General features: G+C 32.6%; 11 protein-coding genes. 7 read left to right on the forward strand and 4 right to left on the reverse strand.

Annotated elements, in window-relative coordinates; all coding sequences use genetic code 11:
* Positions 1-152 precede the first annotated feature (152 nt).
* The 6 genes from CXF54_RS04380 (at position 153) to CXF54_RS04405 (ending at position 8,737) form a co-directional block, all read left to right on the forward strand.
* Positions 153-5,156: a DUF4132 domain-containing protein gene (locus CXF54_RS04380; RefSeq protein WP_101202599.1), complete on the forward strand. Its 5,004-nt coding sequence runs from the start codon at positions 153-155 to the stop codon at positions 5,154-5,156.
* Between the two features lie 120 nt (positions 5,157-5,276).
* Positions 5,277-5,690 carry a hypothetical protein gene (locus CXF54_RS04385; protein WP_101202600.1) on the forward strand — a complete coding sequence of 138 codons (414 nt, stop codon included), beginning with the start codon at positions 5,277-5,279 and terminating at the stop codon, positions 5,688-5,690.
* 192 nt (positions 5,691-5,882) lie between these two features.
* The gene (locus CXF54_RS04390; RefSeq protein ID WP_101202601.1) at positions 5,883-6,398 is read left to right on the forward strand and encodes a GNAT family N-acetyltransferase; all 516 of its coding nucleotides are present in this window, start codon (positions 5,883-5,885) and stop codon (positions 6,396-6,398) included.
* A gap of 58 nt (positions 6,399-6,456) precedes the next feature.
* Positions 6,457-7,440, forward strand: a complete 984-nt coding sequence (locus CXF54_RS04395; RefSeq protein ID WP_101202602.1) for a hypothetical protein — start codon at positions 6,457-6,459, stop codon at positions 7,438-7,440.
* Positions 7,441-7,650: 210 nt separating this feature from the next.
* Positions 7,651-8,271, forward strand: coding sequence for a hypothetical protein (locus CXF54_RS04400; protein WP_101202603.1), 621 nt, complete (start codon positions 7,651-7,653; stop codon positions 8,269-8,271).
* Positions 8,272-8,362: 91 nt separating this feature from the next.
* The gene (locus CXF54_RS04405; protein WP_232782569.1) at positions 8,363-8,737 is read left to right on the forward strand and encodes a hypothetical protein; all 375 of its coding nucleotides are present in this window, start codon (positions 8,363-8,365) and stop codon (positions 8,735-8,737) included.
* 149 nt (positions 8,738-8,886) lie between these two features.
* On the opposite strand, the gene CXF54_RS04410 is transcribed toward CXF54_RS04405, so the two are convergent.
* From CXF54_RS04410 to CXF54_RS04425, 4 genes are all read right to left on the reverse strand, one after another.
* Complete coding sequence (locus CXF54_RS04410) at positions 8,887-9,318, reverse strand: hypothetical protein (protein WP_101202605.1); 432 nt, start codon at positions 9,316-9,318, stop codon at positions 8,887-8,889.
* Between the two features lie 57 nt (positions 9,319-9,375).
* Positions 9,376-10,056, reverse strand: a complete 681-nt coding sequence (locus tag CXF54_RS04415) for a hypothetical protein (RefSeq protein ID WP_143067813.1) — start codon at positions 10,054-10,056, stop codon at positions 9,376-9,378.
* Between the two features lie 42 nt (positions 10,057-10,098).
* A complete protein-coding gene (locus CXF54_RS04420; RefSeq protein ID WP_101202606.1) occupies positions 10,099-11,235 on the reverse strand; it encodes a hypothetical protein in 1,137 nt (378 codons plus the stop codon).
* A gap of 279 nt (positions 11,236-11,514) precedes the next feature.
* Positions 11,515-12,420 carry a DUF6892 domain-containing protein gene (locus CXF54_RS04425; RefSeq protein WP_101202607.1) on the reverse strand — a complete coding sequence of 302 codons (906 nt, stop codon included), beginning with the start codon at positions 12,418-12,420 and terminating at the stop codon, positions 11,515-11,517.
* Between the two features lie 224 nt (positions 12,421-12,644).
* Here CXF54_RS04425 and CXF54_RS04430 point away from each other — a divergent pair, with 224 nt between their 5' ends.
* Positions 12,645-15,131: a hypothetical protein gene (locus CXF54_RS04430; protein WP_101202608.1), complete on the forward strand. Its 2,487-nt coding sequence runs from the start codon at positions 12,645-12,647 to the stop codon at positions 15,129-15,131.
* The last annotated feature ends 1 nt before the right edge of the window (position 15,132 follow it).

Raw genomic sequence — 15,132 nt, forward strand, 5'->3', positions numbered from 1 at the left:
GCAATGCAATCGCATTATATTTAAACAAAAAATATCACCAAATACAGTGATAAAAAAAAGTTGAATTACTTTTATATTGCAGTCAATTATTGAACCTTTTAAAATAAAAGCAAATAATTACTATTGACCACAGATATAAAGGACTACAACATATGATTCCAATAGAAGACGCTAATAAACACATTAAAAAACACCAAAAACCAAAAGTTGATCGTTTTGACTTTAGACAATTTTCTACGCCATATAGAGTGTTAGGGAAAATTTTAGGTGGTGTAGAAAAAGATAAACGTGTTTGGTATAATGTAACAGATTTTATGGAGGCTTTTGACAGTCCAATCACTGTTAATCCTTGGGCTAATCAGGAAGGTATGCGTTTAGCCATGCAACTTTATGGTGTTGTACAAGCTCCTTATTTGGCTGCCATGTGGGATTTTATGAACACGCTACCCTATCAAACAAACTATAACAGAAAAGCCTTTAGATCTAAACCTTCTAAAACTGTTCTAATTAATAAACTAAACTATTTTACTCGGTTTTTACAGTTTAGCCGTATGGGTTTTTGCGGACTATCATTACAAGAGCATTTTCAATATAGTGTCTATCATCCTAATGCAAACAGTATTTTTTTAGCTACTGTATTACATAATGCCGGAACTATGTTTGATCCGTTATTAGACGACATTATTCAAGCAGAAGATGAGATTGGTGGTGTTAGTGCAGATATTATAAAAGCATTGCTGTTGTCTGAAGACGAAAAACATTGGGAACTAGTCGCTAAATTACTATTAGCAGCACAACGCCAAGAAGGCTTACGACAAACCATCCTAGAAGCCTTAGACCACTCTAGTCTTGGTGCACTTAAATATATAATTAATGTTGTATTAGAAAACGACCTTACCCGCTTTAGTAGTGTTACTAGAGCTGTAAGCACTTGGTTTGGTTTAAATTGGGAAACACCTAAAAAATCAGTGATTAATCGTGTGTTGGATTTAGCACAATCTTTAATTCTGAATCTAAAATCAGTAGACACATTGCTTGAAAGCAAAGATAATTTAGAGGTTTTAGTAGCGTTATGGTCTATTGGAATTTTGGATGTAGATACTGCAAACAGAAAAGCATTAGACCTTGTTTTTGCTTCTGAAGATAGAAACAAGAAAATTTTAGCCTTGTATTTTATCTCGACAACAGAAAAAACAAACGACGCTTTAGTACCTTATTTTATTGAAAATTTAGGACAAGATTACGCTTTAGACCATTGGATGGCAGTTAATTTACCATCAACGACTTTAGATAATACAACTTTTGACAAACTACTAAACGTTGCAAAAAACGTTACCGAAAAAGGAACATCCTTTGAAAGCAAAATTTTCTCTTGGTGGTCTTTTACTCCTGGTCCAACATACTTCTTTCAGTTTTTAATTAATAGCGCTACAGAGCAGCAATTAGAGTTAATGGCTACTGATTTTGAGGCATTCCCTACAGAATATAGAGAAGCTTACATCCGTAAAGTGTTTCCTAAACATTACAGTTATTCCTTTTACAATTACAAACAAAGTCAAGAAAGTAAAGTCCGTTTAAAGTTTGATCAAAACTCATGGAAAAGAGCCTTAGCTAGAAAAGCCATTTATAACAGAAATGAGCTGGTTATGGCTACGGGACTAAATATCTTTAGTAAAATGCACCTTTATGATGCCGATTTAGAGATTGCGGAAGATTTACTAAGACGTAAAAACAAAGGCTTACGTACTGCCTTGATACATTTAATAGTTAAACTACCTGTTGATCGTTTAAGACATAGTACTACAAATTTAATCACTTCAAAAAATGTAGAACAACGTATTGCTGGTTTAGAAATATTAACGCTTTTACACGACGATAATAGGCAACCCGATTTTATTGAACAACACATAAAAGACTACAATCAACGACCTAAAATCACTAAAAACGAACAAGTTTACTTAGATAAGTTTTCTGATACCACAGAAGAGTATAACTTTAGTAATGGTTTTGGTGTCATTGATTATAACAACCTAACACCACTTTACCAACCACAAGCACATTTTAAAACAAAGAAGAGCAGTTTCTTTGATAAATTAGGAATCTCTACGTCAAAATCTTCTGAATTTAAATTCAAAGAATTTATAGATACTAGTAAAATTATTACTCAAGTTAATCATTTAATTAGGCTAGTTTCTGAAAATGGAAACTACGAATATCAAATGGAAAGCTATCAAGGCGAAACACGTACACTTTTTTTAGAAAAAGGATTGTATGACATGAAGCGCTTAGGCGAATCTCCAACACCTGAAGAGCATTTACACAATATTCCGTTGGCAACATTATGGATAGAATGGTATGAAAAAAGTCAACTTAATGATTTTGAAATGTATGCTGCAATACGCTACATAAACAACCCTAGTTATCCTTTTGGGACTTATAAAGCTTTAGAGCCTTTTGTAAGGCAATATTACCCAGATTTAAACGGTTTAAATCTAGGTGTTACAAAAAACTATTCTAACAGATTAAATACTTACAACACTATTTTAAAACGTTTATTTAAGGTTTACGCAGACACCAAAACTATGGGATCTTTCAAGTTTTCAATTTTTGAGGACATGATTGCTAATTTCCCTAATAAATACAAGCTTAAAACTTTTCAGGACAGCGACAAATACTATACAACAACATACCATTGGACTAGTATTATCCTTCCCTTAACACCAAGTTTCAGTCTTAATTATTTAAATCAATTTTCTAATAAAGAGCTTTTAAAATATTGGTGTCTTAACATGTATTTAATTGCTCAAAACATATCTCATCCTGATGTTGCTACAGATATAAAAGTCATTACTGAAAATAATAAAAAGCCACGTAATTTAGAATTTCCTAATATAGAAATCACCTTAAATCTTTATAAAAAAGGCTTAATAAAAGACGACGACTTACTGTTTCAAGCCCTACATTCAAAATCATTAATGACGGTTATTGATGGTGGTTTTAATTACAGGATGAATTACAAAAATGGCTTTGAACGTGACATGGTACCTAAGCACGTTTTTCTTCCTTTAAAAACTAATTTATTAGAAACCGAATTAGAGCGTGGCGATTTAATTACGCCTGCTACAGAATATATAAATTCCATCCATAAAGTTGAAGGTGTAGACTATGTTTTTAGAGTTTTAGAACGTTTAGGAAAAGATAATTTTGAACGTGGTTACAGTTATTACGGAGACAGTAAAAAAACTATTTTTAGTAATATCTTAAAAAAGACAACCTTTAAAGACACGGAAAGTTATGCCGATTTTGCAAGATTGGCAGACCAAGCTAATTTACCTGAAAAACGATTAATAGAACTAGCGTGTTATGCCACGCAATGGGCGGAAGTTGTTGGCCAATATCTTAACATAGAAAGCCTAAACAATGCAGTTTGGTGGTTTCAAGCACATGCTTCAGATTATATGAACAGCGAAAAAGAAACCATTATTTCGCGTTATTCTAACATTCCAAAAAGCGATTTCGCTTTGGGCGCTATAGATATTGATTGGTTTAATAAAGTATATAAAACACTAGGAAAAGCCAATTGGAAACTACTTCATGATGCTGCTAAATATATCTCTGATGGTAATGGACACCGACAAGTAAAACTATATTCTAGCGTCATGTTAGGCGAAGTAAAAATCACAGAAACACTTAAAAAAATTAAAGACAAACGCGATAAAGATTACGTACGCGCATTGGGATTAATTCCGTTAAGTAAAACCATTCCTGAAAAAGATTTACTAAAACGCTATAACCTACTCCAAGATTTTTTAAAAGAAAGCAAACAATTTGGTGCCCAACGTCAAGAAAGCGAAGCTACTGCAGTCACAATAGCATTAGACAATTTATCTCGTAATGCAGGTTACAAAGACCGCGTCCGATTTAGCTGGGCAATGGAAGCCAAAGCCACAAAAGCCATTATGGAACAAGCAATTGTTACTATTGATGACACGGTAATAGAACTAATAATTACAGATCTTGGTAAAACTACAATCAAAGTAACAAAAGCAGATAAAGTCTTAAAAAATATTCCTGTTAAACTGCGCAAAGACAAACAAGTAATTGCCTTAAAAGACAATAAAACGTACTTATCAAAACAGTACAGTCGTACGCGTTTATCATTAGAAAACGCGATGGTTAATCAAGACCAATTTACAGCACTCGAAATTCATAATATGATGCAACATCCTATTGTAAAAGCGATGTTAACTAAATTAGTACTGATTGTGCCAGAAAAAGAAATCACAGGATTTTACAACTCAGGTAACTTAACAGACGCAACCGGAACAACGCATCCTTTAAAAGAAGACGACGTGTTACTTATTGCACATGCTTCGCATTTATACCAAGCAGTACAATGGGATCTTTACCAAAAACAGTTGTTTGCAGCGCGTATTACGCAACCATTTAAGCAAGTGTTTAGAGAATTGTATTTAATTACTGCGGATGAGCGTGAACATAGTAACCGCTCAGAACGTTACCAAGGTCATCAAATACAACCTAAAAAAACCGTCGCACTTTTAAGAAGTCGTGGTTGGACAGTAAGCATGGAAGATGGTTTGCAAAAAGTATATCACAAACACGGGTTTATTGCCACAATGTACGCTATGGCAGACTGGTACTCGCCTTCTGATGCAGAAGCGCCAACATTGGAAGACATTTGTTTTCAATCTATAGACAACTACAATCGTATTCCGTTAACAGAAATTCCTGAAGTTATTTTCAGCGAAATCATGCGCGATATTGACCTAGTTGTAAGCGTCGCTCATGTTGGTGGTGTCGACCCTGAAGCCAGCCACAGTACTATGCAAATGCGAGCTGCTTTAGCCGAGGCTTCTGCAAAATTATTCAAACTAAAAAATATTACTGTAAAAGAGCGTCACCTGTTTATAAAAGGGACTTTAGGAGACTATAGTATTCATTTAGGAAGTGGTCAAGTCAGCAAAAACGGACTATCATTATCCATCCTTCCAGTACACAGTCAGCATAGAGGTCGATTATTTTTACCATTTGTTGACGACGATCCAAAATCTGCTGAGATTATTTCAAAAATGAAATTACTATCAGAAGACAACAAAATCCAAGATCCAACTATTTTAGCACAGATAAATAGTTAACTTTAAATTATTAGGGCGTTACCTCGCTTAGGCGAGGTCGGGCTTTCTGTTGCAAGTCCTCGTGCTATCGCACTGTGGGCTTTCCACGACAATCCCTAACGCAAAAAAAATAAGTATAGCATGATATTCACGTTACAACTAAAAAGATTAGGTAAGAAAAAAGTAAAAGAAGTCCCTTTTACATTAGATCATACACCCAAAAATTTAGAAGAATTATTAATCGCATGTGTCAAAAATCAAGTCGATGCTTTTAACACAAAGCGCACAACTGTAAATGTCATTGGATTTTTAACGCCTAGACAAATTCAAGAACAAGCCCACAGCGGTAAAGTTGATTTTGGAGAAATTACCAATACTAATTTGGCCAACCAACAACAAGCAATAGACAATGTATTACTAGCCTTTACAGACGGATTATTTGTTGTATTTGTGGATGATCAAGAGATTACCGACTTAAAAGCTCCTTTACAATTAACCTCAGAAAGCGTCATTGCTTTTATAAGATTAACCTTTTTAGTTGGTACTTATTGGTAAAAACTATATTTGACGTAGACGTTTCACTTTTACATACAAAAACCTTTTAGGTAAAGGCTCTTTCAATTAATTGATACTAAAACCATTCACCTTAAAACATTAATTCTAGACAAATAATTTAGATTTCATATTACATAAACACCTAATTTTGCAAAATAAAATACACACTACAGTTTAGCATTTTTAAGGCAAATGATTAAAATTATAAAAGCAACTTCTGAAGATTCAGAAATAATTGCAACATTAGGACAACAGACCTTTAGAGAGTCTCATGGTAACAGTGCGCCAAAGGAAGATATTGACCGTTTTATTTTAAACACCTACAATACAGACACTATTTTTAAAGAGTTTGAAAACAAAAAGGCGCTATACCATTTACTGTATTACGATAACCAATTGGCAGGATTTTCTAAAATTCAATTAGAAACGCCTAACGATAATATTACCGACAAAAACATCACCAAATTAGACAGGATTTATCTTTTAGAGGCTTTTCAAGGCAAACAATTAGGTGTTACTTTGTTAGATTTTAATATTGCACTATCTAAACAACATAATCAAAAGGGGTTGTGGTTAGTCGTTTGGGTAGAAAACAAAAAAGCCATTCAGTTTTATAATAAAATGGGCTTTAAAATAGCTGGAGCTTATAATTTTAATATTTCAAAAACACATAGTAATCCTAATCACGTCATGTTTTTAGAGTATTAATATTATTATTTCAAAATTAGCAGTAATTTGAACTAAATCAGCAAAATGTAGAATACTAATGAAGTTTACAGAAAAATACATAAAACTTTATGAAGAAATTTCTCAGGAAAGTCTGGATAAATGGGGGTATTCTTATCCACCAAAAACTTGGGACCAATTATTTGCTTGGGATACAAAGTCTTTTGAAAAATACTTGAAAGATAAAAAGGATGATAATAAAAAGACAAAATCTTATGTCTCCTTATTAAAATCAATAAATGACTTTGGGTTTTACATTGCTTTTCAAAAACATGATTACCACTTCCTAAATAATGTTCTATATCAAACATCAAGACAAATTATTATAAGTAGAAGCATGTTAGCAAGCGGAACTGACCATTGCAATGTTCTTTTTAATGCACTTAACTCTTTTTCTTGCAATGATTTTGAAATTATTGACTCATTTTTTCCAAAAAACCTACCGCAATCTAAAGGAACTTATTACACAGAGGTTTCAGTTAATTTATTAAAAATTCTTTATTACAAACAATTCGATTTGAAAGATGAAGCTATAAAAAAGGCTGACAAATTTCTTGTCAAAAAAATTACCGCTTGGGAAAAACATGTAATTCTATATTTTAAAGCTTTAATAAATAAAAACGAAATAGATGCTAGCAATTGTCTGATAGAACTTTGCAAAGCATATCAAAAGATGAAACACTCAGTTTCCAAACGTCATAATATGCTTGCAAAATGTTTCGCTTCGGAAATACATGGACTGTATCGTTTTGCTAAAATCATTGATGAGGATTTATTTAAGAAAATAACAAGACCAAATCATAACTGCTTTTCTGAAGAATTTGAATTATGGCAAAAGAAAAATGATTTCCCAAAAGGAAAATTATTCTATGAATATCCAGAAAAATTGGATTATATGAATAAAATACTTGAAGCTAAATTACCAACAGTAGCATTACATAATCCATACCCTAAAAAAAAGATGCTCTATAAAGATGCAGATAAATTTTTAACAGATTTAACAGAGAATGCACTAAAAACATAAAAGATCAGCTTTGTGCTTTAAAAAAAAAGAGCCTTTTTACACACTACAATCCATACATAAATTTTTATAACCATAAGGTGTTTACAAGCGTATTACACCTTTTTTTATGTTCAAAAAGCAAACCATTAAATCTGTAAATGGCTGAATACCGTGATAATAAAAACAGCGTTCAATTATAAATTTGTAGTAAATAATTAAACAAATAGTATTATGAGCAAAGTCATTCACGGAAAAGAAAAATCTCAAGAAGAGTTGGAAAAAATCATTGAGCAAACAAAGCAAAGTGATCAAAAAATCTACCCAATTTTAAAACCAGGACATTGGGTTGGTCTTAAAGCAGGCGCTTTAAATTCTAATTTAATAAATTCTGAAAACGGACCTAAGGTTGTTATTGGTTACGGTATAGATACTCCAGATAATTTTGTGTTTTTAACAAAAAAACACTTAGAAACTATGGATGGTCAACAAATCACGCAACAAGCATTTCAAAACTTAGAAAATTACGAAACCGTATTTGAATATTCTGAAACATTTGATAACAAAGTAGTCACCTCTAGCGGTAATGATTTTTCTAGCGAAAGAATCTTATCCGTTTCACACATGCTAAAAGCGCACGAGATGTTACAAGCAGATGAGTTACTTGTATCATTAGCACGACGTACATGTATGATGGCTATTTCTAGAGATGCAGATCAGGAATTACTAAATAAGTTTGTATACCTACATGAGTACACTTGGAATGACGACAGTTTTGGAAATGCAGAGATCTCTGATATTTTATTTATTGTAAAAGAAGGACGTATTACAGGACATATTCCATTATCAGAATAAAGAAGCGTAAAAAAAGAAAAACAAGAAGTATTTACCGCTATTTAAAACCAACTAACGGTAAATACTTTTTAATAATTTAAAATTAAAAGATTTGAAATATTTAGACTTTAGTATTAATGGCAGAATCCAAAACTTAATGGTTGATGTGTTTGATGCCATAAGTGGATCCAAAGAACCACAACTTAAAATTAACGAGCTTTTAGAAACCAGAAGTATCTTTGAGTTAGTGTTTGAAATAGTTAATGCCACAGGGTTTTATAATCAAGATGAAAATTTTAACCTGATTAAAGCCTTAAATATTGACACAGATAATGTTGATTTTGAAGATGCTTTATACACAACTTGGGTCACTATGGGTAATAATTTAAACACTTCAAAAACACAGGAGGAGTTTAATGCTAAGTTTGCTTTATTTGTACCTATCATACTTAAAAAGATGGACGCTATTAACCGTATTGCGGTCTAAACAACACCTTTTAATTTTACCTTTTTAAATTCTAAAAAACACAGTTATAACACCATTATTTTTTAACTATAACTCAAAAAAAAGACCTATTACAGCTTTGTAGTTGGTCTTTTTTATATGCTTAAACTTGAGGTTTATTAGTTTAAAAGTTATTCAGAATAGGCTTTAATTAATTTGCTCAAAGTCCATTTGGTTTTAAACAAGCTGCCATCATCATGACGAAAAACATACAATGTCTTACTATCATGTCTATCTATAAATAATAAATCTCCTGATGCATTATTACCAATAGTGATGCTGCTGGACAACATTAACATGGACCATTTTTTTCCTTTTTGATCATTAACTGTAGGCCCTAAAATAGTTTTTAAAGTCTTAACATAGCCTTTTAAAGCGCGTGCTTCGCTAACTTCTAAACCGTCTATGTTAGTTAATGCAATCATTTTTTCAAAACTAAACAGTGTAAATGTATCATCTTCAATAGTGACTGTTCGTGGTTGGGCTGTAATAAATGCGTTATACTGTTTATTAAACAAGTTTCCGGCGTCTTCAACTGATTCTATAATTAAATTTGTTTCCATTTGTATTATTTAAAATGCTTGTTAGTTTTAATTCATTATTCGTTTTTACTGTACAGACTAATCACTAATCAAATCATATACATTGTCTGCATTAACCACTGATATAGGTTGTAATACTGTATTTAAATACGTGGTTTTTATATAGTCAATTGTTTCGTTTCGGACACCAAACACAAAATTGGTACTGACGTTGCCAGCACCAATATGCATGGCGTTTCCGTAGTTATTATAGTCTGATCCAATTAGCATATAGTCATCATAGTCTGCTTCATATTTAAACTTTAACTCGTAATCATGTCTCATGGATTGATGCCTTAAAATAATTACGGTGTTATTTATAACTTTTAACCGTTGTTCCACAGCAGTGTAAATAAAAGCGTAGGTCAAATTACCTGTTTGGTTTTTAAGCTTAAACGTACCATCCGTTTGTCCTTCAAATATGGCAAGCGTCACACGTGTTGCATCAGCATAATCTTTACTTTCCATCCCATTGGACAATAACACGACGTAGTCATAAATTCCGTCCGTATTTAGATCGGCTTTGACTTTATTAAACTTACCACCTGACCTGATAATGGCATAGCCTTCTGGAATAAAACCTTGTAAATCTTGCACTACACTATTTTGTTTCTCTTGAAACCCTAAAGTCTTTTTTGAAGTTTTAGAATCAACCATTTGATTATTACAAGACGTCAAAACAATTAGAATAAGTAGTACTGTTAGTTTGTGTATTGACATTGGTTTAGGGTATAAATACTTTTAAAATTTACTTAAGGTTAACTACAAGTCACTTTTACGTGTTTCTATTGTTTTTATAAGAGCATCGATGTCATTCAATTTTGCTTTATATTCACTTTTAATAGCTCTTTGAGACGCTTCAATTGCTTTACTAGAATCGTACTCCAATTGCTCCATTTTTTCTTCGGTTTTAAATGTTTTTTCTTGTTTTGTAGATTTAAATAACAAGACCGAAGCTTCGTTAGATCTTTCTAAATCTTTTACAGACATGGTTTTAAGTGTACCCAATTGTGTTAGTGATAATGAATCTGATGCCACACGAGTATCATTCAGCGAAAGCGTAAAATTTACAGCAGGTAAACTACGATACACCACGCCTTCTAATGGTTTTTGAGTACTTACTGATGGTAAACTATCCGTTTTAAGCATTGGAAACTCTAGCGTCACCACATCGTTTAACGTCACTTGTTCTCCAAAAAGATAATCAGGTGCGATGGTGTGGTAGATTTTATCGCCTTTTATTTCAGACCAGTGACCTTGGTTGGCGTATCGTTGTGATGGATCAATAATGACCGTATATTTTAGCTTTGTTTTTTTTATGTAACGCTTTACGTCATGGCCTGTTCTTATCGATTGTTTTTTGTATAAATGCAATAGCTCTAATGTAAACTCGGCTTCATCTTTAGTCGTGATTTTTGAAATATTATTCTTTATTTCTAAAACCGAATTATATGCGCCTACTTCAATATTAGAATCCGTTAAAAAGGATAACGCATTACCATTTTTTATGTGATTAGCATCAATTATTACCGTGTCTTTTGCAATACTATTTTGTGCAGTTTCTCCCGTATTTACAAAAAAGGCATCTGATAGTTTTTGACCCGTTATAAAAAAAGTTTGTGATGTATCTGCTACCAATAATTTTGTGATTTTGATAGGATCCTCAATAGTCACTTTAGCGTTATTACTTATAAGCGGATGATTGGCGCTAGTTTTATACAATTTTGGTTCGTTTAAAGTATAAATAATCTCTAATTTTAATAGGTCTTTTGATAAGTGGTAAGCCACCTCATCTCCTGTTAAAACAGAAGTGTCAGCATGCATAACCGTATAACTTTTTTGACTGCAAGACATTAATAAAACTAATAATAAGGCGAAAAAAAATATTGGTTTTTTCATAGTAAAAGCGTGTTTTGAAATGGTATATAAATAGCGGATTAATCTTGTGGTATTTAATTAAAAAGAATAGCTGTATTACTTGTAATTTGTAATCGCATGATCTTGTTGTTTTAATTGTACATGACAAAATTAGATTTTAGGATGCTGCGCTTTATCACTGAAATTAATGATATCCATAAATACTTAATTGTAGACTCTGAGTATTCAGCAGATTTTAAAACACAAAAAAGCACGCTATATTAGCGTGCTTTAGATTGTATTTCTTTTATTTTTATGGTGTTACAGCCACTCGGTTTTAATTCCCATTTCTATAAACTCATTATAAGCTTTCTCTTCTGCGTAGCATAATGTTACCGTTTTTAAATTAGGAAACTGTTTTACGTCCTCAGTACTTTCAATATCCCAAAACGTTACTGCTCCACCAGAAAAAGGTGCTAGATTCATATAAATATCATTCCCACCATCTTGATAGATTTCAGTTAGTTCTGAAGCCAAACGCAACGGTATTGGCAAGTCTTTAAAATACTGTTCTGCTTCTGGAATAGGATCATAGCCTTCCGCGTCAATATCTATCTTTCGTGGTTGGTACCAATTCGCAAATTCGTAAAGATCAAACTTAGGTAACAACACTTCTTTTTCGTACATCAGCGTTTCAATAACAGATAATTTAAATCCAAAATCGGTAAAATGGAGCACTGCTTCATCCAACGGTTTTATAGTGTATTTATCTTTAGGAATCCCTTCGCCTCTGGTATAGGATTGGTATGGACTAATTTCGATAGCACTTATAGCATCGTCATTAACATCAAACCAAGCACTAATATTATTTAAGACCAAAGCGCCGCCATCATCGCCATCAAACAACTCGACACGCTCATTTTTGTGACTGTTGTAATATTTAGAAATGTCTTCATCTTTAAAATAAAACGTCCCAGAAAATATACTTTTTGGACTAAAATCGTAAGCTTCAGGTTCTAACTCTAAAGTCAAAGAATCTACCAACTCACCATTTTCAGAATAAGCTATAATCCCTAAATCGTCCCAAGTAAACAAGGTGTTGTTTTTGGTGTTAGTCTGTCTAAAATTAGCCTTAAGACAGTCTTTTAAACTGTTTATAGCGACCGGAAATGTTATAGAAACCGCATTAATTTCAAAACTAGTTGGTGTTAATCGTAATGTTATCATACCTGTATTTTAAGTACGACAAAGATACTTACTACGTTATAAAATCTAGTCGTTGTTTTCCGTGATATTATAATTATTTAAGGGTATTTATTATCTGAAAAACAAAAAATCACCCTTTTCAGGGATAAAAAAACCTAATGTTAATTGGAACTTTGTTGTAAACTAATTATTCAACTCGTTTTTGATACCGAAACCATGGTATTGCTAATAAAGAACAACAGATAATGTCAGTGATTTTTAAAACAAAAATAGACGCCACAATAAACACAAATGCTTTAAATCCGAGTGAAGCAAAAGCATTAGCGACCACTTTAGAATTATTAAACTATCAAGATACGGAAACTTATACACGCACAAAAAGCAGCTTAACCAACCAATCAACACCCCCTGTTTTTACAAATGCATTGGCTCAAAAACTATACTACCATCCTGAGATTTATGCAGATCAAACTCAGGGATTAGAATTTGTAGCCTCTTGGTTTCCTTTGGTAAACAATGCTTATTATCCTGATAAAAAAAGTAGCGAACTGTTGGTTACTTTTTTAAAATTCAGCTTAAGCTTATTTACTTCTAATACTATTACAGAACAGCTTAAAACTCGTGTTTTTGATGTTATAAAACTTTTAGTACACAGTCCGTCTGCTGCTTCTGTTCCGCTCACACAATTTTTAATAGATACTGTGTTTGATACTAGAGACAGTAACAGCTCCGCGTTTATCGTACAACAGTGTTTAAAACATGATATTTTAAACGGACTTTACTACGTTTGTGATAAAAATCAAACGTATACAGCACATTATTTTACTATACAGCAGTCCTTTGTTAATCATTTTCAAGAGGGTAATTGGGAAGCATTAATAACCAAAATCCATGATATTATTCCGGTTGGAAAAACACAAAAACCGGGTGCTTACAATTTAGTTGCAGCTTGGTTTAGCTTTGATTTAGCACAATTTTACGCGACTAATTTAGAGTTTACCACAGCTGCATTGCGTGCCATTAAAGAACGCTTTTTATTTATTGAAGACCACTGCACTGCCTTATTACACATTAAAACCACTGAAGGTTTGTATCCATTAATTAAGACTTTAGGTAGTAAAACATGGGATTCTGGTGATGTTTTAGTGTTTAGTACACTTGATACAAACATCCCACAATCTCAAGTAGATGCATGTTATTTAAGATTCTTAGATTGGTTAACAGTAGATGGTAGTAGTAATTTTTATACCGAAGCGTTTAAAGACCACGGAAACACTATTTTAAGTAACAGTAACACTGCAACGCTTCCTGCGGAATGTATTCCGTTTTGGTTTGAAAAGTGTCATCCAAAAACGGGTGTTGTCAGTCAAACTGAAGCTTATAATACTCTATTCTATAAATTACTAATTGAAAACACAAAACATACGCTACCAACTTTACGATTGGATCATAGTGACTTTCAAATTACTGGCGAATTTCTAATTACAACCGTATTTCAGATTCAACATAATTTAAAAGCGTGGTTGGAACCTTTTAAAACATCAGGAATAGAAAATCCTTTAAATCAGTTTTTAGTCCTTGCCTTTTATGATGCTAGAGAAGCTTTATTAACGCTATATAACGAAGCCGATTGTGAGGTCTTACAAACCTATGCTCTAGCATTAGCGCACACTGCAACAGAAGCTTCAGACACTATAAAAACCAATAACCTACCATTATTGGTTAGTATTTTAAGCACATTGTGTGTCCAATCAGGGAACTATACGCGCGTTAACGAGATTTGGGCGCTTAAAAATATTGATCCTGTTATAAAAGACCAATGTAATACGTTTGCGCAATCGCATTATATAAATATAGAAACGCCATTACACCTTAATGTCATACAAGCGTGGTATAACTTTTTGGGCGATTATTATTACAGTCTAACCACAGAAGCTGTTTGGGTATCTAACATGTTAAAAACGCAAGGTTTACGCACAGGACTTTATTTTAATAGTCTTGAAGATGATACAACCTTCTTTTTAAATAAAGCCATTAATCGTATTGTGCATTTTCATAAAAAAAGCAAGCAAAAACAAGTTCAAAATAGCGTTTTTACTATGATTGCCTCGCAAATTGAAACCTATCTATCTGATGTTCTTGAAATATTAAAAAAAGATAAACTAGACCAAAATACAGTGCTGTTTTTACAAAATTATAGCTGTGATGAAACCTTTGGATTTAAAAATAACACGACTTTAAGTACTATAATTCAAAGTTGTTATAGCTTTCACTTTAAGGAAGCTCCAACACCAGAAATTAATATACTTCGGGAACATGGCCAGTTATCGAAAATAGACACAAAAGACATCCCAATAGACCAAACAACCATTACAACAGTATTACACAATTTAGAACATTATAAAACGGAAGGCGTTTGCGAAACTACCCTTTTGCAAGTTTTACACACCAAAATAGATGCTTTAAAATCGTGGTTATCGCAAAATGATTCAGGTATAGAAACCCAATATATACAAGCATTATACATGACATTACTAGATCCAGATTTAGCACCAGAAACACCATTAGAAACCTATGGTAACTTATGTAGACAGTTATTTGTACAATTAGCCAAAGGTTCCGATATGGCTATGTCCTACGCTTTGGGGTTAAAAGCTATGGCACATTCTGGAGCCTATGCTGATCCTTTAAAAACGACTCTATTACAAGTTGTAACCGATTTAAATACGTAGA

Origin of the sequence: Olleya sp. 1-3, assembly GCF_002836085.1 — a bacterium.
Lineage (GTDB): Bacteria > Bacteroidota > Bacteroidia > Flavobacteriales > Flavobacteriaceae > Olleya > Olleya namhaensis.